Annotated in this window: 21 protein-coding genes; 16 read left to right on the forward strand and 5 right to left on the reverse strand. The window is 60.8% G+C overall.

Going from position 1 to position 17,516, the window contains the following annotated elements:
• Complete coding sequence (locus ACQKP1_RS09620) at positions 1–804, reverse strand: enoyl-CoA hydratase-related protein (RefSeq protein WP_427275061.1); 804 nt, start codon at positions 802–804, stop codon at positions 1–3.
• 71 nt (positions 805–875) lie between these two features.
• On the opposite strand from ACQKP1_RS09620, the gene cysE reads away from it, so the two are divergent.
• The 8 genes from cysE (at position 876) to ACQKP1_RS09660 (ending at position 7,124) form a co-directional block, all read left to right on the forward strand.
• Positions 876–1,700, forward strand: coding sequence for a serine O-acetyltransferase (cysE, locus tag ACQKP1_RS09625; protein ID WP_203015870.1), 825 nt, complete (start codon positions 876–878; stop codon positions 1,698–1,700).
• A 125-nt stretch (positions 1,701–1,825) separates the two neighbouring features.
• Entirely contained in the window at positions 1,826–2,029 is a 204-nt protein-coding gene (locus tag ACQKP1_RS09630; RefSeq protein ID WP_006728476.1) for a DUF3126 family protein, read from the forward strand.
• A 207-nt stretch (positions 2,030–2,236) separates the two neighbouring features.
• A complete protein-coding gene (locus ACQKP1_RS09635) occupies positions 2,237–2,584 on the forward strand; it encodes a phasin family protein (protein ID WP_427275062.1) in 348 nt (115 codons plus the stop codon).
• Between the two features lie 241 nt (positions 2,585–2,825).
• Complete coding sequence (gene clpS / locus ACQKP1_RS09640) at positions 2,826–3,173, forward strand: ATP-dependent Clp protease adapter ClpS (protein ID WP_054151297.1); 348 nt, start codon at positions 2,826–2,828, stop codon at positions 3,171–3,173.
• A 9-nt stretch (positions 3,174–3,182) separates the two neighbouring features.
• Positions 3,183–5,660, forward strand: coding sequence for an ATP-dependent Clp protease ATP-binding subunit ClpA (gene clpA / locus ACQKP1_RS09645; protein WP_427275063.1), 2,478 nt, complete (start codon positions 3,183–3,185; stop codon positions 5,658–5,660).
• Positions 5,661–5,733: 73 nt separating this feature from the next.
• The gene (locus ACQKP1_RS09650; protein WP_427275064.1) at positions 5,734–6,516 is read left to right on the forward strand and encodes an AzlC family ABC transporter permease; all 783 of its coding nucleotides are present in this window, start codon (positions 5,734–5,736) and stop codon (positions 6,514–6,516) included.
• Complete coding sequence (locus ACQKP1_RS09655; RefSeq protein ID WP_427275065.1) at positions 6,516–6,845, forward strand: AzlD domain-containing protein; 330 nt, start codon at positions 6,516–6,518, stop codon at positions 6,843–6,845. The genes ACQKP1_RS09650 and ACQKP1_RS09655 overlap by 1 nt, the downstream gene beginning before the upstream one ends.
• Positions 6,846–6,935: 90 nt before the next feature.
• On the forward strand, positions 6,936–7,124 hold the full coding sequence (locus ACQKP1_RS09660; RefSeq protein ID WP_203015884.1) for a hypothetical protein: 189 nt from the start codon (positions 6,936–6,938) through the stop codon (positions 7,122–7,124).
• 28 nt (positions 7,125–7,152) lie between these two features.
• On the opposite strand, the gene ACQKP1_RS09665 is transcribed toward ACQKP1_RS09660, so the two are convergent.
• From ACQKP1_RS09665 to ACQKP1_RS09680, 4 genes are all read right to left on the reverse strand, one after another.
• Positions 7,153–7,572 (reverse strand): HIT family protein, encoded by a 420-nt coding sequence (locus tag ACQKP1_RS09665; protein ID WP_203015886.1) that lies wholly within the window; start codon positions 7,570–7,572, stop codon positions 7,153–7,155.
• Between the two features lie 71 nt (positions 7,573–7,643).
• Positions 7,644–8,843 (reverse strand): GNAT family N-acetyltransferase, encoded by a 1,200-nt coding sequence (locus ACQKP1_RS09670; RefSeq protein WP_427275066.1) that lies wholly within the window; start codon positions 8,841–8,843, stop codon positions 7,644–7,646.
• A gap of 10 nt (positions 8,844–8,853) precedes the next feature.
• Positions 8,854–9,585, reverse strand: a complete 732-nt coding sequence (locus tag ACQKP1_RS09675; protein ID WP_203015890.1) for a glycerophosphodiester phosphodiesterase — start codon at positions 9,583–9,585, stop codon at positions 8,854–8,856.
• The gene (locus ACQKP1_RS09680; RefSeq protein ID WP_203015892.1) at positions 9,582–10,052 is read right to left on the reverse strand and encodes a RidA family protein; all 471 of its coding nucleotides are present in this window, start codon (positions 10,050–10,052) and stop codon (positions 9,582–9,584) included. Before ACQKP1_RS09680 ends, ACQKP1_RS09675 begins: the two co-directional genes overlap by 4 nt.
• 116 nt (positions 10,053–10,168) lie before the next feature.
• On the opposite strand from ACQKP1_RS09680, the gene ACQKP1_RS09685 reads away from it, so the two are divergent.
• The 8 genes from ACQKP1_RS09685 (at position 10,169) to rseP (ending at position 17,414) form a co-directional block, all read left to right on the forward strand.
• On the forward strand, positions 10,169–10,999 hold the full coding sequence (locus ACQKP1_RS09685; protein ID WP_203015894.1) for a cell envelope integrity EipB family protein: 831 nt from the start codon (positions 10,169–10,171) through the stop codon (positions 10,997–10,999).
• Positions 11,000–11,188: 189 nt separating this feature from the next.
• A complete protein-coding gene (gene rpsB / locus ACQKP1_RS09690; RefSeq protein ID WP_427275067.1) occupies positions 11,189–11,956 on the forward strand; it encodes a 30S ribosomal protein S2 in 768 nt (255 codons plus the stop codon).
• A 258-nt stretch (positions 11,957–12,214) separates the two neighbouring features.
• A complete protein-coding gene (gene tsf / locus ACQKP1_RS09695) occupies positions 12,215–13,141 on the forward strand; it encodes a translation elongation factor Ts (RefSeq protein WP_203015898.1) in 927 nt (308 codons plus the stop codon).
• A gap of 95 nt (positions 13,142–13,236) precedes the next feature.
• On the forward strand, positions 13,237–13,959 hold the full coding sequence (gene pyrH, locus ACQKP1_RS09700) for a UMP kinase (protein ID WP_054148019.1): 723 nt from the start codon (positions 13,237–13,239) through the stop codon (positions 13,957–13,959).
• 59 nt (positions 13,960–14,018) lie between these two features.
• Positions 14,019–14,579, forward strand: coding sequence for a ribosome recycling factor (frr, locus tag ACQKP1_RS09705; RefSeq protein WP_076396563.1), 561 nt, complete (start codon positions 14,019–14,021; stop codon positions 14,577–14,579).
• A gap of 50 nt (positions 14,580–14,629) precedes the next feature.
• Positions 14,630–15,373 (forward strand): isoprenyl transferase, encoded by a 744-nt coding sequence (locus tag ACQKP1_RS09710; RefSeq protein WP_427275068.1) that lies wholly within the window; start codon positions 14,630–14,632, stop codon positions 15,371–15,373.
• 8 nt (positions 15,374–15,381) lie between these two features.
• Positions 15,382–16,215 carry a phosphatidate cytidylyltransferase gene (locus tag ACQKP1_RS09715; RefSeq protein WP_427275069.1) on the forward strand — a complete coding sequence of 278 codons (834 nt, stop codon included), beginning with the start codon at positions 15,382–15,384 and terminating at the stop codon, positions 16,213–16,215.
• A gap of 65 nt (positions 16,216–16,280) precedes the next feature.
• Positions 16,281–17,414, forward strand: coding sequence for an RIP metalloprotease RseP (gene rseP, locus ACQKP1_RS09720; RefSeq protein ID WP_427275070.1), 1,134 nt, complete (start codon positions 16,281–16,283; stop codon positions 17,412–17,414).
• Positions 17,415–17,516 lie beyond the last annotated feature (102 nt).

The raw sequence follows: 17,516 nt of genomic DNA on the forward strand, positions 1-17,516 counted from the left end.
TCAGCGACCGGTGAAAACAGGCCGTCGGCGTTCGGCGAAGGCTGAGCGGCCCTCGCGATAGTCGGCGCTTTCGAAGGTCGTTGCACCAATGATCTCGGCTTCCCGCAGCAGGTCGTCGTCGGCCTGTTCGACGGCGCGCAAGGCGAGCTTCGATGCGCGCAGCGACAGAGGCGCATTGGCGGCGATGGTGTCCGCCAGGATCTGCACACGCTGTTCCAGCTCGTCGGGCTCTGTGACTTCGGAGAGGAAGCCGCAGCCGATGAGGTCTGAGGCCTTCATGGCCGCACCGGTGTAGAGCGCGCGTCGCGCCATCTGGCTGCCGAGACCGCGCACGAAATCCTGGACTGCATCAGCCGGGTAGGCGAGGCCAAGTCTCGCGGCCGGGACCGCAAACACCGCGTCTGAAGCCGCAATCCTCAGATCTGCCGCCGCCGCGACGCCGAACCCGCCGCCGTAGCAGACGCCCCTGATGGCAGCGATGATCGGAACCGGTGCCTCCCGAATGGCTGCAAACGCGCGGCTGTTCGAGGCCTCGTAGACGCGCGCGGTCTGAGCGTCCTTGCGTAATTCGGTAAATTCCGAAATGTCTGCGCCTGCGCTGAAATCCGCAGCGCCGCCCCCGGAGATCACGATCACGCGGGCCTGTGCTTCAACATGGAGCCAATGGATGGCCTCGGGGATCGCCCGCCACATCGCCGCCGTTACGGCATTCTTGCGGTGCGGATTGTCGAGGATCAACAGCCCCGTTCCGCCTTCACGGAAAGCTTTGATAAAGCCATTGGCGAAGCTCATCGACTGTTTCATGCGGCCCCCATTTGAGTTCATCCGGTCTTGGACTATATAATGCGTCTTCACGACGAATGAGGAGACCGGCAATGGTCGCACACAACGACGTCCTCAAGACCGAGACTGTCAAGTCCATGGACCCGATCTGGGACAGCCTGCGGCAAGAAGCCCGCGTGGCCGCCGATCGCGATCCCATGCTGGCAGCCTTCTTCCACTCGACGGTGCTGAGCCACCGCTCGCTGGAAGACTGTGTGATCTACCGGATCTGCGAGCGGCTCGATCACTCCGACGTGCCCGCGATCGTGTTGCGCCAGGCCTTCGAGGCCATGATGGCGGACTGGCCGGAATGGACCGGGATCCTCCGCGTCGACATCCAGGCGGTCTACGACCGTGACCCGGCCTGCACGCGCTTCCTCGAGCCGGTCCTCTATTTCAAGGGGTTCCACGCGATCCAGACCCACCGTCTGGCCCATTGGCTGTGGAACAATGGCCGAAAGGACTTTGCGCTTTACCTGCAAAGCCGTTCGTCCAACATGTTCCAGACCGACATCAACCCGGCGGCGCGGATCGGCAAGGGCATCTTCCTCGACCATGCCACCGGTCTCGTCGTTGGCGAAACCGCACGCATCGGAGACAATGTTTCCATTCTTCATGGTGTTACCCTGGGTGGTACCGGCAAGGAAGGCGCGGATCGGCATCCGAAGATCGGTGATGGCGTGATGATCGGGGCAGGGGCCAAGGTTCTGGGCAACATTGAAGTGGGCAGCTGCTCGCGCATCGCTGCAGGATCCGTCGTTCTGAAGCCCGTGCCGAAATGCACGACCGTCGCGGGCGTCCCCGCACGCGTGGTCGGAGAGGCGGGGTGTGCCGAACCGGCACGGTCCATGGACCAGATGATCGCTTCGGACGACTGACGGCACGAGAACGTGAACGGCAAGGCTTGCCCGGTTCCCTGGGCAAACTTCACTTCGAGTCTTTACAGGTCCGGAATGCCCGTGCGACAAGCGCGCACCCAAGAAACAGTCCACGGAGACGCAGTGTGAAGCCCGAAGAACTGAAGAAGCTCGACGCCTATTTCAAGCGCACCTTCAACCCGACGATGAGTGTGAAGGCCCGTCCCCGCAAGGACGATTCCGCTGAAGTGTATGTTGGTGACGAGTTCCTCGGCGTTGTCTTCAAGGACGACGAAGACGGTGACCTCTCGTACAACTTCTCCATGGCGATCCTCGACGTCGATCTGTGATAGCAGGAATGGTCGCTGCGGGCTGAAGTTCGCCAGCGCTTCAAAAGAAGTATCATGAGGATGGGGCTGCGCCTGTTGGTGTGGCCCCGTTTCCTTATCCGGCTTACAATTGACGATTGTTGTGCGCCGCACAAATTCACTTGACCGTTTTTGTGCGACTGCTATGTTTCGGCTATCTGATATGCCGGACAGAAGGAGGATGCTCGCATGTTCAACATCGATGACGCCAGCAAGAAGAGCAAGGAAGCCATGGACACCATGCTGAAGAATTATTCGGAAGTGACCAAGGGTTTTCAGGCCATCGCCACCGAGGCAACGGACTACTCCAAGAAGTCGTTCCAGGATCTCGCGTCCTTCATGGAAGCCATGACTTCGGTCAAGAGCGTTGAGGCTGCCTTCGAGCTCCAGACGTCCTTCATGAAGTCCTCCTACGAGAGCTTTGTCGCAGAAGCGACCAAGATGGGCGAATTGTATGCCGATCTCGCGAAAATCGCTTACAAGCCTTATGAGGGCACAATCAACAAGGCCATGGCGCCGATGTCGTCGGCTGCCTGATCCAAGCTTGCGTGGAACCTGCGAGACCGGTCGTGCCCTGCACGGCCGGTCTTGTCATTTGTGGCTGCTGGTATAACCTATCCCTTCAATTTCCTCGCTTTTCGGGGCTTCGTGACAAATTGTCGTCACCGCTGTCCGGGGGGCTTAAAATCACCGCATAATGAACTACCTTACTGTGCTGAGTGTTCGTCCGCACCGATGTGTAACGGCAAACCGGCCGGACAACGGAGAATGAACTGAAATGACTGCCAAGCCGGTCTTCATGCAGAGCCAGGGTGACGGGGACAATGCCAATCGCGGCACCTCGGTGATCACCCGCACCAAGCCGAAGACGAAGAAGCCTAACCTGTATCGCGTCCTGCTTCTGAACGACGACTACACCCCGATGGAATTCGTGATCCATATCCTGGAGCGCTTCTTCCAGAAGGACAGGGAAGCCGCCACCCGCATCATGTTGCATGTCCACAATCATGGTGTCGGGGAATGTGGTGTCTTCACCTACGAAGTCGCCGAAACCAAAGTCTCACAGGTGATGGATTTCGCCAGGCAACATGAACATCCGCTTCAATGCGTCATGGAAAAGAAGTGAGGATCAGACGTGCCAACATTTTCACCCAGCCTCGAAAAAGCGCTGCATCAGGCCCTGACCTACGCAAACGAGCGTCACCATGAATATGCGACGCTGGAGCACCTGCTGCTCGCTCTGATCGACGACGCTGATGCCGCCGCCGTCATGGGGGCCTGCAACGTCAACCTCGATGCCTTGCGAAAGACTGTCGCCGATTTCGTCGACAACGATCTCGCCAATCTCATCACCGGTTACGACGAGGATTCGAAGCCGACTTCGAGCTTCCAGCGCGTTATCCAGCGGGCCGTGATCCATGTCCAGTCCTCGGGTCGCGAGGAAGTGACCGGCGCCAACGTTCTCGTCGCAATCTTCGCCGAGCGCGAAAGCAATGCCGCCTATTTCCTGCAGGAGCAGGAAATGACCCGCTACGATGCGGTCAATTACATCTCCCACGGCATCGGCAAGCGTCCGGGTGCGTCGCAGGTTCGCAGCCCGCGCGGCTCGGATGAAGGCGAGCCCGAGGCCAAGCAGGGCCGTGAGCCGGATGAAGCCTCCGCCAAGGGCAAGCAGGAGGCTCTGAAGGCCTATTGCGTCAACCTCAACGAAAAGGCGAAGACCGGTCGCATCGATCCCCTCATCGGTCGCCACGACGAAGTGAACCGCACGATCCAGGTTCTGTGCCGTCGTTCGAAGAACAATCCGCTTTACGTGGGTGATCCCGGCGTCGGCAAGACCGCAATCGCCGAAGGCCTTGCCAAGCGCATCGTCGAGGGCAAGGTGCCGGAAGCGCTCTCAGATGCCACGATCTTCTCGCTGGACATGGGCACGCTGCTCGCCGGCACCCGCTATCGCGGTGACTTCGAGGAGCGCCTGAAGCAGGTGGTCAAGGAACTCGAGGATTATCCGGGTGCCGTGCTCTTCATCGACGAGATCCACACCGTGATCGGTGCGGGTGCCACCTCGGGCGGCGCCATGGACGCTTCGAACCTCTTGAAGCCAGCATTGTCGTCTGGTGCGATCCGCTGCATTGGTTCGACCACCTACAAGGAATATCGCCAGTTCTTCGAAAAGGACCGGGCACTCGTCCGCCGCTTCCAGAAGATCGACGTCAACGAGCCGTCGATTGATGATGCGATCGAGATCATGAAGGGCCTGAAGCCCTATTTCGAAGACTACCACAAGCTTCGTTACACGAACGAGGCGATCAAGTCGGCTGTCGAGCTGTCGGCCCGCTACATCTCCGACCGCAAGCTTCCGGACAAGGCGATCGATGTGATCGACGAGACGGGTGCGGCCCAGATGCTGCTGCCGGCCTCGCGGCGCCGCAAGCTGATCACCGAGAGGGAGATTGAGGCAACCATTGCGACCATGGCCCGTATTCCCCCGAAGACGGTGTCTAAGGACGACGAGATGGTGCTTGCCAATCTCGAAAAGGAACTGCGTTCCGTCGTCTACGGCCAGGACAAGGCAATCGAAGCCCTCTCCACCTCGATCAAGCTCGCCCGCGCCGGCCTGCGCGAACCGAACAAGCCGATCGGCTCTTATGTCTTCTCCGGCCCGACGGGCGTCGGCAAGACGGAAGTGGCCAAGCAGCTTGCCTCGTCGCTCGGTGTCGAACTCCTGCGTTTCGACATGTCGGAATACATGGAACGGCACACGGTCTCGCGTCTGCTCGGTGCGCCTCCCGGCTATGTCGGCTTCGACCAGGGCGGCCTGCTGACCGATGGCGTCGACCAGCATCCGCATTCGGTCGTGCTGCTCGATGAAATCGAAAAGGCGCATCCGGATATCTACAACATCCTGCTGCAGGTCATGGACCATGGCCAGCTGACCGACCACAACGGCAAGAAGATCGACTTCCGCAACGTCATCCTGATCATGACGACGAACGCGGGCGCTTCGGAAATGGCGAAGTCTGCGATCGGCTTCGGTTCGTCCAAGCGGACAGGCGAAGACGAGGAGGCGCTCAATCGCCTGTTCACGCCGGAATTCCGCAACCGCCTCGATGCGACGATCCCGTTTGCGCCGCTGCCGACGGAAGTCATCCATCAGGTGGTGCAGAAGTTCGTCATGCAGCTGGAAGCGCAGCTCTCGGAACGCAACGTCACCTTCGATCTGTCCGAGCCCGCAATCGCCTGGCTGGCGAAAAACGGCTACGACGAGAAGATGGGTGCCCGTCCGCTGGCACGTGTCATCCAGGAGCACATCAAGAAGCCGCTCGCCAACGAGATACTCTTTGGCAAGCTGAAGAAGGGTGGCGTCGTCAAGGTCGGCACCAAGACCGACGACACCGGCGCCGAAGTGCTCGATCTGGAGTCAATTGCCGAAGTGCCCGCCGTCAAGCCGAAGCCGGAAGCCGAAGTGGCCTCCGCAAAGCCTGTGAAGGCGAAGCGCAAGCCGGCGGCCAAGGCGACGGCGATTGTCGATGAAGGGGATGTCGCTGTCATCGACGAGGCACCGAAGCAGCCGAAGCGCTCAGCTGTGCCGAAGGTGCCGAAAAAGAAGTAAGCACCCAACGCTTTGAGAGACCCGTGCCGGGCGTTCTGCCCGGCACTTTCTTTTTGCCGATCCGGATTTTCAGATGTCTTCGGCCACTTCCGATATTTCCCATACACGGTGGTTTTTCACCGGCATGCGCGGCCTCTTCAGCCTGCCTGCGATCATCCTGATGATTTCCTTCGTCGGCTTCTCCGCCTTCGCCCTCGAATCGGGCGTCAGCCGCGCGGAAGCGATGTTCATGACGGTTGCCGTCTGGGCTTTGCCCGCCAAGATGATCCTGATCGGCACCATGACCAGCGGCGCCAACCTGCTGGCGATCTTCCTGGCCGTATCGCTCTCCTCCATCCGCATGATGCCCATGGTCGCCTCGCTCGTGCCGGAAATGCGCACCGAACGCACGCCGACATGGCTCTTGCTCTTCTTGTCGCATTTCATCGCGATCACTGCCTGGGTCTTTGCCATGGGCAGCTTCAAGACTGTGCCGAGGGAAGGGCGGGTTGCCTACTTCGCCGGCTTCGGCATCACCCTGGTGACGATCAACATGATCCTCGTCGGGGTCTGCTACGGGCTGGTGGCCAAGTTCCCGCCTGTGGTCGCCGGTCTGCTCTTCTTCCTGACGCCGGTCTATTTCATCGCGTCGATCTGGGCGACGGGCCGCCAGTCCGTCGTCAAGGTGGGCTTTATCGTCGGTGCGGTCTCCGGCCCGCTCCTGGCGCTGGTCATGCCCGGTTTCGACATCCTGGTTGCCGGTCTCGGCGGCGGCACGCTGGCCTACCTCTTTGACCGCTACGTGATCCGGGCAGAACAGAAGCAGGCGATCGCGGATAGCGCCGAGCCAACAAGCCAGGTCGAGGAGGTGGTCTGATGCAGGACTACTGGCCTTATATCGTCATCATCGTCGCGGGCTGGCTTGCCACGGACATCTGGCGCTGGCTCGGTGTCCTGGCCGGAAATCGGCTGCAGGAGGGATCCGAAGCGCTGAACTGGGTGAGGGCGGTCGCGACGGCTTTAGTGATGGCAGTGACGGCAAAACTCATCGTCTTCCCGACAGGCACGCTCGAAACCTCACCGCTCTGGCTGAGGCTGGTTGCGGCTGCACTCGGCTTTGCGGCCTTCCTGCTGGCCGGTCAGCGCGTCATCGTCGGAGTCCTGGTTCCCCTGGCGATCCTGGGTGCCGGCCTGCTCTGGCTCTGACATCATGTCCGTTCACAGACACGTGTGATCGCTGGTATTGCCACATTTCGCTTCCCAAATCGGGTGTCCGATCAACCGGAGGATAGCGAAATGTCAAAGGTAGTACGCTTCCGAAAGCTGAAGCACGGGGACCCGCCCCGTTTCAAGGTCTTGCCAGATGACCTACGCAAGACTGCGTCCCGCGATGGCGGTTGGAGTTCGACTGGCTCGTTCCCGCTGATGGTTCTTGCGCTCATCGGTTTTGCCGCCGTTCTGGTCGTTGGCGGCGTCATCGGCTGATTTGTAGCAAGCCAGGCGTGCGCTCGCCTTAGAGCGCCGCCTTGATCTTCTCGGCCTGGGCCTTCAACATCTCCACATCGGCCATGCCGCCCGCATGCGGCTTGAGCGGCACGCCTTCGTGGCGCGGGATAACATGGAAGTGCAGGTGGAAGACGGTCTGCCCGGCTGCCGGTTCGTTGAACTGGGCGACATAGACGCCATCGGCGTCGAAGGCGTCCTTCGCGGCGTTGGCAAGCTTCTGCACCACCGGAATAAGCTTCGCCAGCACCGCCGGATCGGCGTCGAGCAGGTTGCGCGAGCCGGTCTTCGGGATGACCAACAGATGCCCCGGCGCTTGCGGCATGACATCCATGAAGGCCAGCGTGTCGTCATCCTCGTAGAGTTTCACCGAAGGAATGTCGCCGGCCAGGATCTTGGCGAAGATGTTGTTGGGATCATAGGCGGTCATGGTGCTCTCCTCGATTTCTGCGGCCACTTAACGGCAAGGCAGGCTGCGCTTCAAGCCTGAGCTTGCAGCTCTCAACCGTCGAATTCCTCGCCTTCGCGTGGTTGGCGCTCGCCCTTGCGGAAGGGCGTGTGTTCCCCGAGATACTCGCCGATCTGGGCCACTTCGCGCTGCTCGTGTTCGAGATAGTCGGCGACCGCCCGGCGCAGCCCGGGATGAGCGATGAAGTGGGCTGAATGCGTGGTGACGGGTTCGTAGCCGCGCGCGAGCTTGTGTTCGCCCTGCGCGCCGGCTTCGACACGGGCAAGGCCCCTGTGAAGGGCGAAGTCGATTGCCTGGTGGTAGCAGACTTCGAAATGCAGAAAGGGGTGGTCCTCGGCGCAGCCCCAGTGGCGGCCGTAAAGCGCGTCCGAACCGATGAAGTTGATGGCACCCGCCACATAGCGACCGTCACGCTTTGCCATGACGAGCAGGATGTCGTCCGGCATTCGTTCGCCGACCAGCGAGTAGAACTGGCGTGTCAGGTAAGGCCGGCCCCATTTGCGGCTACCTGTGTCGATGTAGAACCGGAAGAACTGATCCCAGATCTCCTCCGTCAGATCGCTGCCCGTCAGCCAGTCGATGCTGATGCCGTTCTCGAGCGCGTTGCGCCTTTCCTTGCGCAGGTTCTTGCGTTTCGACGAGGAGAGTTCGGCGAGAAATGCCTCGTGATCGGCATAGCCGCGATTGATGAAATGGAACTGTTGGTCCGTGCGCTGCAGAAAGCCGGCTCCCTTAAGGGCAGGGAGCTCACCTTGCGGCAGGAAGGTCACATGCGCTGATGATGTCCCGAGTTCACGGCATACCTGTTCCAGCCCTTGTGCAAGCAGGCTCTGGACCCTTCCCACGTCCTCGCCCTGTCGGACGAGCAGCCGGGGCCCGGTGGCCGGTGTGAAGGGAATAGAAGCCTGAAGCTTGGGGTAATAGCTCCCACCCGCACGGTGAAAGGCGTCCGCCCAGCCGTGGTCGAAGACATATTCGCCCTGGCTGTGGCTCTTCAGGTAGCAGGGAATGGCGCCGATGAGGCGCCGTTCCTCTTCGAGCAGCAGATGGTGGCCCATCCAACCTGTCTCGGCGGTTGCTGAACCCGATTCCTCGACGGACGAGAGAAAGGCAAACGAGGTGAAGGGGTTGTAGCCTGGGGCGGAGCGGGACGCTCCAGTGAGCTCTCCCCATTCGGCGGAAGCGATCTCCTTGAAGGAGCGCACTACACGGATCGTCACCTCGTCTGCCATGGATCTCCCGTCAGGCGATCGCCGGCGACTGGCGCGGGTCGAAGCCTTCGAATGTCATCTGGTCTGCATATTTATAGGTCTGTGCCCGCATGATTTCATCCCTGACGGTCCAGGTAATCACGGGTGTGCCCTTGTCACGCAGGCCGCTGACGAAGTCATTCGGCAGATGCGCGACGCAATACGACGTGAAATCGAGGCCGAGATCCATGGCTTCGCGATGCGCCGCAAAGTTTTCGGGCTTCACGCCTTCCGCAGTCAGGCCGACAGGCCAGGGGCATTCGGCGATCTTCAATGCCCGTAGCAGGTGATAGTCGAAGCTCATCAGCGCGACCTTGCCTTCGTAACCCTCGAGCACTTCGAGCACGGCCTCGACGAAACCGTCGTCCTGCTCGGCGTCCAGGCCCTTGAGTTCGATCACAAGCGGCACCTGGCCCTTCACGAGGTCGAGCATCTGGCGAAGCGTCGGGATCTTGTCCTTGGTGCCGCCGATCGACAGCATCCGTAACTCGCCGGCCGTGCGCTCACGCACCTCACCGGTCATGTTGCAGAGCCGCTGCAGGTCGTGGTCGTGGAAGACCATCGGGACGCTGTCGGAGGAGAGCTGGATGTCGCATTCGATGGCAAAGCCTGCCTCGATCGCCCGGCTGAAAGCCGAAAGCGTGTTTTCCCAGATCTCTCTGTTCATGTCGTGATAGCCGCGATGCGCGACGGGCACGTCCTTGATCCAGTCGATATGGCTCACAGGGCAATCTCCAGGATGGCGTCGATTTCGACGGCGGCATTCAGTGGCAGCTGCGCAACGCCCACGGCCGCGCGTGCATGTTTGCCGGCGTCACCCAGCACGTTTGCGATCAGGTTCGAGGCACCGTTGATGACGAGGTGCTGCTCGACGAAGCCGGGTGCCGAAGCGACGAAGCCGTTGAGCTTAACGATGCGGGTGATCCGCGAGAGATCGCCGGCGAGCGCTGCCTTGGCCTGCGCCAGGATATTGATGGCGCAGAGTTCGGCGGCTCGCTGCGCCTCCGGCAGCGCAACGTCACCGCCGACCAGACCGATCACTGCCACTTTTCCGCCTTCAATCGGCAACTGTCCCGAGAGGAACAGCAGGTTTCCGCTGATCACATAGGGCACGTAATTGGCGGCGGGGGCTGCGGCTTCCGGCAGGCTGATGCCCAGCGCTGCAAGGCGGCCGTCGATTGTGTCGGACATGGTCGATTCCCGGTCTGTTGATAAAAGTTGAGAAAGTTGTGGCGACGAAAAGCATGTCTCGCTTTTGCCGGATGTGTTCTTATAACATCGATGACGAGTCCAACAGGAGGGTGTCGATGTTTCCTTTGCGAATGGCGGTCCGTGCGACGCTTTCCCTGGCTGCCTTGAGTGCGACCGGGCAGGTTGCATCCGCGGCGACCGTCGGCCTCGTGCCGCATCGCGCCGTCTACGAGATCGGGCTGAAGGAAGCGTCCGACCGCTCCGGTATCGAATCGGTACGCGGCCGCATGGTCTATGAATTCAGCGGTTCGGCCTGCAAGGGCTTCAACACCCAGTTTCGTTTCGTCACCCGCATCGATGTAGGCGAGGGCGTGCGTGTTACCGACCAGCGTTCTTCCACCTTCGAAGATGTCGCGGCCGGCACATTTCGCTTTGAGAACAAGTCCTTCACCGACGATCAGCTCGACAAGGATGTCAGCGGCGCCGCAGCCGAGGCCGGCGGCAAGGTCAAGATCGAGCTGACAGGCCCCGACAAGCGGGCGCTCGAGCTTGCCGACAGCCGCTTTCCGGCCGAGCACATGCTCGAGGTGATCGCCCGGGCGCGAAAGGGAGAGCAGGTGTTCGAATCGCGGATCTTCGACGGCTCCGAGGATGGCGACCAGACCTACCTGACCACCACCATCGTTGGTGGCCCGACGAAGTCGAGCGACACAGATCCGGAAGCCAAGGCCCTGGAATCGCTCGGCGCCCAGGACTACTGGCCCGTGTCGATCGCCTATTTCGACGAGAAGACCAGGGGCGATCAGGAGCCGATCTACAGTCAGTCTTTCAAGCTGTATGATAACGGCGTCACACGCGACCTGACGCTGGACTATGGCGATTTCGTCCTTGCCGGCAAGCTGACCAAGCTCGAAGTTCTCGGCAAGCCAGACGTTGGTTGCCCGTAAAGCTGCCTGCCCGCCTGGGAATCGTTTGTTTTACCCTTGATTTTTGACCGGCGCCCCTGTATGGCCGGCCTTATTCCACACGTGAGGCTTGGGATCGACAGGGAGAAATCCTGCCGCTTCCGCCCGGTGGCAGGCCGAAAGGTCTGCTGTTTGCTTCACGGGGGTTCAACCGGAAAAGGAGAAAAAGGCATGGCATTGCCTGATTTTAGCATGCGTCAGCTTCTGGAAGCTGGCATTCACTTCGGTCACCAGACGCACCGCTGGAACCCGAAGATGAAGCCGTACATCTTCGGCGATCGTAACAACATCCACATCATCGACCTGGCTCAGACCGTTCCGATGCTGTCGCGCGCCCTTCAGGTCGTGTCCGACACCGTCGCTCGTGGCGGCCGCGTTCTGTTCGTCGGCACCAAGCGTCAGGCTTCGGAAATCATCGCTGACAGCGCCAAGCGTTCGGCCCAGTATTACGTCAACTCCCGCTGGCTCGGCGGCATGATGACCAACTGGAAGACCATTTCGAACTCGATCGCCCGTCTGCGCAAGCTTGACGAGATCCTGGCCTCGGAAGTGTCTGGCTACTCCAAGAAGGAGCGCCTGAACCTCGAGCGCGAACGCGAGAAGCTTGAAAAGGCTCTCGGCGGTATCCGCGACATGGGCGGCACCCCGGACCTGATGTTCATCATCGACACCAACAAGGAAAAGATCGCGATCGACGAAGCCAAGCGCCTCGGTATCCCGGTTGTTGCTGTCATCGACTCGAACTGCGATCCGGACCTGATCGACTATCCGATCCCGGGCAATGACGACGCTTCGCGCGCCATCGCTCTCTACTGCGACCTGATCTCGCGCGCTGCCATCGACGGCATTGCTCGCCAGCAGGGCGCTTCCGGTCGTGACATCGGCGCCTCTGCCGAAGCTCCGATCGAGCCGGCTCTCGAAACCGAAGCCGACGCATAATCGCGTATAGCGGCGGGCTCCCCGCCGCTTTTCCCGTCAAGGGAATGGCCGCCTGTGCGCTCTTCGAGCAGCAGGCGGCCTCCGTTCTTCCGGATGCCGCTTGCCATAGGCGAGAGGGCCTCGAAGACGGCCGATTGTTTCCGTGGTGACCTGCTTCATCACGTTGTCATACATCCGGGTACATTTCGTCCCCAACACAGCGGTCCTCCGTTCGCCCAAAGCCACGGATCGTCCGCCTGAACAGACAAGAGGCACACAATGGCTGAAATCACTGCAGCACTGGTAAAAGAACTGCGCGAAAAGTCCGGCGCAGGCATGATGGATTGCAAGAAGGCTCTGACCGAAAACAACGGTGACATCGAAGCCGCCATCGACTGGCTGCGCGCCAAGGGTATCGCCAAGGCCGACAAGAAGTCGGGCCGCACGGCTGCTGAAGGCCTGATCGGCATCAACGGCGCCGGCACCTCGGCCGTGGTCGTCGAAGTCAACTCCGAAACCGACTTCGTCGCCCGCAACGACGCCTTCCAGGACCTCGTCCGCGGTGTGGCTTCGGTAGCCATCGGCACCGACGGTTCCGTCGAGGCGATCGGCGCGGCCACCTATCCGGCCACCGGCAAGACCGTTACCGACACCATCAAGGATGCGATCGCCCATATCGGCGAGAACATGACGCTGCGCCGCGCCGTCAAGCTCTCGGTCGAAGACGGTGTCGTCGCGACCTACATCCACAATGCCGTTGCTGACGGCCTCGGCAAGCTCGGCGTTCTCGTCGCGCTCAAGTCGACCGGCAACAAGGACGTTCTGGCTGCCATCGGCCGTCAGGTCGCCATGCACATTGCCGCGACGAACCCGCTCGCCATCCGTTCGGAAGAAGTCGACGCCGCTGTTGCCGAGCGCGAGCGCAACGTCTTCATCGAGCAGTCCCGCGCTTCGGGCAAGCCGGACGCCATCATCGAAAAGATGGTTGAAGGCCGCATGCGCAAGTTCTTCGAGGAAGTCGCCCTTCTCTCGCAGGCTTTCGTCATCAACCCGGAAGTGACTGTCGGCGACGCCATCAAGGCTGCCGAAAAGGAAGCCGGCGCTCCGATCGAAGTCACCGGCATGGCTCGCCTGCTGCTCGGCGAAGGCATCGAGAAGGAGGAATCCGACTTCGCTGCCGAAGTCGCAGCCGCTGCCAAGGGCTGATTGCTGTTACCCTTCTTCGAGGGAAAACATCGGGCATCGCGTGACAACGCGATGCCCTTCGTGTATCCGGCACAGAATTGATCTCGGGAGTATTCATGTCAGCCAAGCCATTGTTCAAGCGCGTCCTCCTCAAGGCTTCGGGCGAAGCCCTCATGGGTAGCCAGGGATTCGGGATCGATGTGGCAGTGGCCGACCGGATCGCCGGAGACATCGCCGAAGCCCGCCGCATGGGCGTGGAAGTCGGCGTCGTAGTCGGTGGTGGCAACATCTTCCGTGGCGTGGCCGTCGCATCGAAGGGTGGCGATCGCGTCACCGGCGACCACATGGGCATGCTGGCAACGGTGATCAACGCGCTCGCTCTCGCGACCTCACTCCGCAAGCTCGACATCGACACCGTGGTTCTCTCGGCCATCGCCATGCCCGAGATTTGCGAAAGCTTCTCCCAGCGCGCTGCCTTGCACCACCTGGCTCAGGGCAGAGTGGTGATCTTCGCCGGCGGCACAGGCAATCCGTTCTTCACGACCGATTCTGCCGCTGCCTTGCGCGCCGCCGAAATTGGCGCACAGGCCATTTTCAAGGGCACCCAGGTGGACGGCATCTATTCGGCCGACCCCAAGAAGGACCCGGCCGCAACCCGCTTCGACAGCCTGACCCATGACGAAGTCCTGCAGAAGGGACTTGCCGTCATGGACGTCGCCGCCGTTGCGCTCGCACGCGAAAACCATATTCCAATCATCGTCTTCTCGATCCACGAGAAGGGTGGTTTCGGTGAAATCCTCTCCGGCGCCGGCCGTATGACGATCGTTACCGACAACTGATTTCACATGAATGGCGGCGATCTGATGCCGCCGACTGACAGAGCAATGGGAGAACCATGATGACCGCAGGGGTTGATCTCAACGACATCAAGCGCCGCATGGACGGCGCGATCAACGCGTTCAAGAACGACATCGCATCGCTGCGCACCGGCCGGGCCTCCGCCAACGTCCTCGATCCGGTCGTGGTCGAAGCCTATGGTTCGCGCGTGCCGTTGAACCAGGTCGCCAACGTCACGGTGCCGGAGCCGCGAATGCTCGGCGTGTCGATCTGGGACAAGTCGATGGTGGGTGCCGTCGACCGTGCGATCCGCGAAGCCAATCTCGGCCTCAATCCGATCGTTGACGGCCAGAACCTGCGTATTCCGTTGCCTGAGCTCAACGAGGAGCGCCGCAAGTCGCTGGTCAAGGTGGCACACGACTACGCCGAAAAGGCCAAGGTCGCGATCCGGCACGTACGCCGCGACGGCATGGACGGCCTGAAGAAGGCGGAAAAGGACGGCACGATCGGTCAGGATGACAGCCGCAGCCAGTCGGAGCGGGTGCAGAAGATGACCGACGAGACGATTGTCGAAGTCGACCGCTTGCTCGCGGACAAGGAAAAGGAAATCATGCAGGTTTAAGGCGGAGTCGTTTCTTTCAAGCACTCTCAACGCCGCCTGGATCCTCGCCAATGTCGACAGTTCAACATCGCATCGTTCCGCAGCATGTTGCGATCATCATGGATGGCAATGGTCGCTGGGCAAACGCCCGGGGGCTTCCCCGGACGTTCGGCCATCGCAAGGGCGTTGAGACTGTCCGTGAGACCGTGAAGGCTGCCGGCGAGGCAGGCGTCGGTTTTCTGACGCTTTTTGCCTTCTCCTCGGAGAACTGGCGGCGGCCGGAAGCTGAGATCAACGAACTGTTCGGCCTGCTCAAGGCATTCATTCGTCGAGACCTCGCCGATCTGCATAGGGCCGGTATCCGTATTCGGATCATTGGCGATCGTGTCAACCTGCGGGACGACATCCGCTCACTGCTCCTGGAAGCAGAAGAAACCACGACAAACAACACCGGCATGACGCTCGTCATCGCCTTCAACTACGGGTCCCGCGACGAGATCGCACGCGCCGCCGCACGCCTGGCGGCCGACGTGAAGGCTGGCCGGCTTGATCCGTCGCAGATCGATGCAAGCAAGCTCAATGACTGCCTGGATACCGCCGGCATCCCCGATCCCGATCTGGTGATCCGCACCAGCGGAGAGGAACGTCTGTCGAATTTCCTTCTCTGGCAGGCAGCCTATGCCGAACTAATGTTCGTGCCCGACTTCTGGCCAGACTTCACGCCGGCACTTTTTGATTCCGTGCTCGAACGATATGCCGCCCGCGACCGTCGCTTCGGCGGCCTCTCGGCCAAAGCCGTGGCCGTCGGCTCATGACGCTCACAATGTCGCGAGAACTTCAGCTTAGAATCGTTTCCGCCATCGTGATGATTGCGGTGGTTCTGGCGGCAACCTGGTTTGGCGGTCTGGCTTTCAAGGTCCTGGCTGCCGGCATCGGTCTGCTGATCTACTACGAATGGTCGACGATCACGCGACTCGCGGAAAACAGCATCCGGGCCAATGCCTTCGGCTGGTTCTCGATGGCAGTGATCAGTCTCAACATGTTGTTCGGGCGGGCGGAATTGACCGTGCCGCTGTTTGCGGGCCTGGTCGTCACGGCTGCAATCCCGGCCTTTTTGCGCCGCGTCAGCTGGTGGCAGCCGGGCGGACTGTTTTACGCAGGGCTGAGCGCAATCTCGCTCTCCGCCATTCGCGGCGAAGATTCGCTCGGTTTCATCGCCATGCTCTTCGTGTTCATCGTCGTGTGGTCGACTGACATTCTTGCGTATTTTGTCGGACGAGCGATCGGTGGGCCGAAGCTTGCACCGAAAATCTCTCCCGGCAAGACCTGGTCCGGCGCGATCGGGGGGACTGTGGCCGGCGTAATCGGCGGGCTCCTGATTGCGATGGCGCATTTCCAGGACGTTGGGCTTTGGGTTGCAATCGTTGCCTTCGCCTTGTCGGTCGCGAGCCAGATCGGCGACCTCTTCGAATCGTTCATCAAGCGCCGTTTCGGCGTCAAGGATTCGAGCCGCCTCATACCGGGGCATGGCGGCGTCATGGACCGTGTGGACGGCCTTGTATTTGCCTGTTTTGCCGCGTTCTTCTTGGCGATCGGCAGTTCTGCCGGCGGTGTCGGTACCGTCGTCTCGATGGGCGCCTTCCTCTTCGGTCTCTGAGGCGGGTAGCTGGCGTCAGGTGACGGGTATAAACTCTCGCTGAAGCGAGTGCAGGAAACGGACAGATGGATCACATCAGCGCAGTCTTCGGCTTTCTCGGCGGATACATCCTGCCTTACATTCTCATTCTGTCCCTGCTCGTCTTCATTCATGAGATGGGTCACTATCTGGCCGGGCGCTGGTCTGGCATTCGTATTCTGGCGTTCTCCGTTGGCTTCGGCCCTGAGCTCGTTGGCTACACCGACAAGCACGGGACACGCTGGAAAATCTCGGCGATTCCCTTGGGCGGTTATGTCCGGTTCTTCGGCGATGCTGATGCTGCGAGCCGTCCGGACGGCTCCTTCGCAGAAGAGTTGACCGAAGAAGAGCGTGCCCAGACCCTAAACGGCGCCAAGCTCTGGAAGCGAGCCGTCACCGTCGCCGCGGGCCCCCTTGCAAACTTCCTGCTGGCCATCGTCATCTTCGCCGGCATGTTCGCCTTTATGGGCAAGCCGGTTTCGGATCCCGTCGTTGCGGACATCAAGGCAGGCAGTGCGGCTGAAGAAGCCGGCATCCAGCGCGGCGATGTTCTGCTGGCTCTGGACGGCCGTATGATCGAGACCTTCGACGATGTCGTCCGCTACATCACCATGCGTCCGGAAATCCCGGTGGAAGTCACGGTGCGGCGTGATGGGCAGGAGATCGATTTTGCCCTGACCCCCAAGCGCGCCGTAACCAGCGACCGCTTCGGCAATGAGATGGAAGTCGGGCAGATCGGAATCATCACCGACCAGCAGGCGGGCAATTTCCGAATCGTGGAGCTGTCGCCGGTCCAGGCGGTGTGGGAAGGCGTGCGCCAGACCGGGCACATCATCACCGGGACCTTCGACTATATCGGCAACATGATCGCCGGCCGCATGAATGCCGATCAGCTCGGCGGCCCGGTTCGCGTGGTCCAGGCATCCGGGCAGATGGCGACGCTCGGCGTTATCGCTCTGTTAAATCTGGCAGCGGTTCTCTCCGTTTCCCTGGGGCTTTTGAACTTGTTCCCAGTTCCGGTCCTTGACGGCGGCCATCTCGTTCTCTACGCGATTGAGGCAGTGCGGGGGAAGCCGATGGGGCAGGGCGCACAGGAAATCGCGTTCCGGATCGGTATGGCGATGATCCTGTCTCTGATGGTCTTCGCCACTTGGAATGATATCAGCCGTTTGATTGGCTAAGGCGGGATCCTGTAAGCTGCGAAAGGATTTGTTTACGCTGTTTCAAATTGATAGTGGCGATTGGGCCACGCGTTGAAATGAAGTAAACAGAAATTAACGCGC

The sequence above is a fragment of the Allorhizobium sp. NPDC080224 genome (genome assembly GCF_050281005.1).
Taxonomy (GTDB): domain Bacteria; phylum Pseudomonadota; class Alphaproteobacteria; order Rhizobiales; family Rhizobiaceae; genus Allorhizobium.

Bases quoted from the DNA above. Each gene is read 5' to 3' on its own strand.
- frr (WP_076396563.1), top strand. From the start codon at position 14,019: ATGACCGCAGGGGTTGATCTCAACGACATCAAGCGCCGCATGGACGGC.
- ACQKP1_RS09660 (WP_203015884.1), top strand. From the start codon at position 6,936: ATGTCAAAGGTAGTACGCTTCCGAAAGCTGAAGCACGGGGACCCGCCC.
- ACQKP1_RS09635 (WP_427275062.1), top strand. From the start codon at position 2,237: ATGTTCAACATCGATGACGCCAGCAAGAAGAGCAAGGAAGCCATGGAC.
- clpS (WP_054151297.1), top strand. From the start codon at position 2,826: ATGACTGCCAAGCCGGTCTTCATGCAGAGCCAGGGTGACGGGGACAAT.
- ACQKP1_RS09715 (WP_427275069.1), top strand. From the start codon at position 15,382: ATGTCGCGAGAACTTCAGCTTAGAATCGTTTCCGCCATCGTGATGATT.
- cysE (WP_203015870.1), top strand. From the start codon at position 876: ATGGTCGCACACAACGACGTCCTCAAGACCGAGACTGTCAAGTCCATG.
- ACQKP1_RS09655 (WP_427275065.1), top strand. From the start codon at position 6,516: ATGCAGGACTACTGGCCTTATATCGTCATCATCGTCGCGGGCTGGCTT.
- ACQKP1_RS09670 (WP_427275066.1), bottom strand. From the start codon at position 8,843: ATGGCAGACGAGGTGACGATCCGTGTAGTGCGCTCCTTCAAGGAGATC.
- ACQKP1_RS09710 (WP_427275068.1), top strand. From the start codon at position 14,630: ATGTCGACAGTTCAACATCGCATCGTTCCGCAGCATGTTGCGATCATC.
- ACQKP1_RS09680 (WP_203015892.1), bottom strand. From the start codon at position 10,052: ATGTCCGACACAATCGACGGCCGCCTTGCAGCGCTGGGCATCAGCCTG.
- rpsB (WP_427275067.1), top strand. From the start codon at position 11,189: ATGGCATTGCCTGATTTTAGCATGCGTCAGCTTCTGGAAGCTGGCATT.
- pyrH (WP_054148019.1), top strand. From the start codon at position 13,237: ATGTCAGCCAAGCCATTGTTCAAGCGCGTCCTCCTCAAGGCTTCGGGC.
- rseP (WP_427275070.1), top strand. From the start codon at position 16,281: ATGGATCACATCAGCGCAGTCTTCGGCTTTCTCGGCGGATACATCCTG.
- ACQKP1_RS09685 (WP_203015894.1), top strand. From the start codon at position 10,169: ATGTTTCCTTTGCGAATGGCGGTCCGTGCGACGCTTTCCCTGGCTGCC.
- ACQKP1_RS09650 (WP_427275064.1), top strand. From the start codon at position 5,734: ATGTCTTCGGCCACTTCCGATATTTCCCATACACGGTGGTTTTTCACC.
- ACQKP1_RS09620 (WP_427275061.1), bottom strand. From the start codon at position 804: ATGAAACAGTCGATGAGCTTCGCCAATGGCTTTATCAAAGCTTTCCGT.
- tsf (WP_203015898.1), top strand. From the start codon at position 12,215: ATGGCTGAAATCACTGCAGCACTGGTAAAAGAACTGCGCGAAAAGTCC.
- ACQKP1_RS09665 (WP_203015886.1), bottom strand. From the start codon at position 7,572: ATGACCGCCTATGATCCCAACAACATCTTCGCCAAGATCCTGGCCGGC.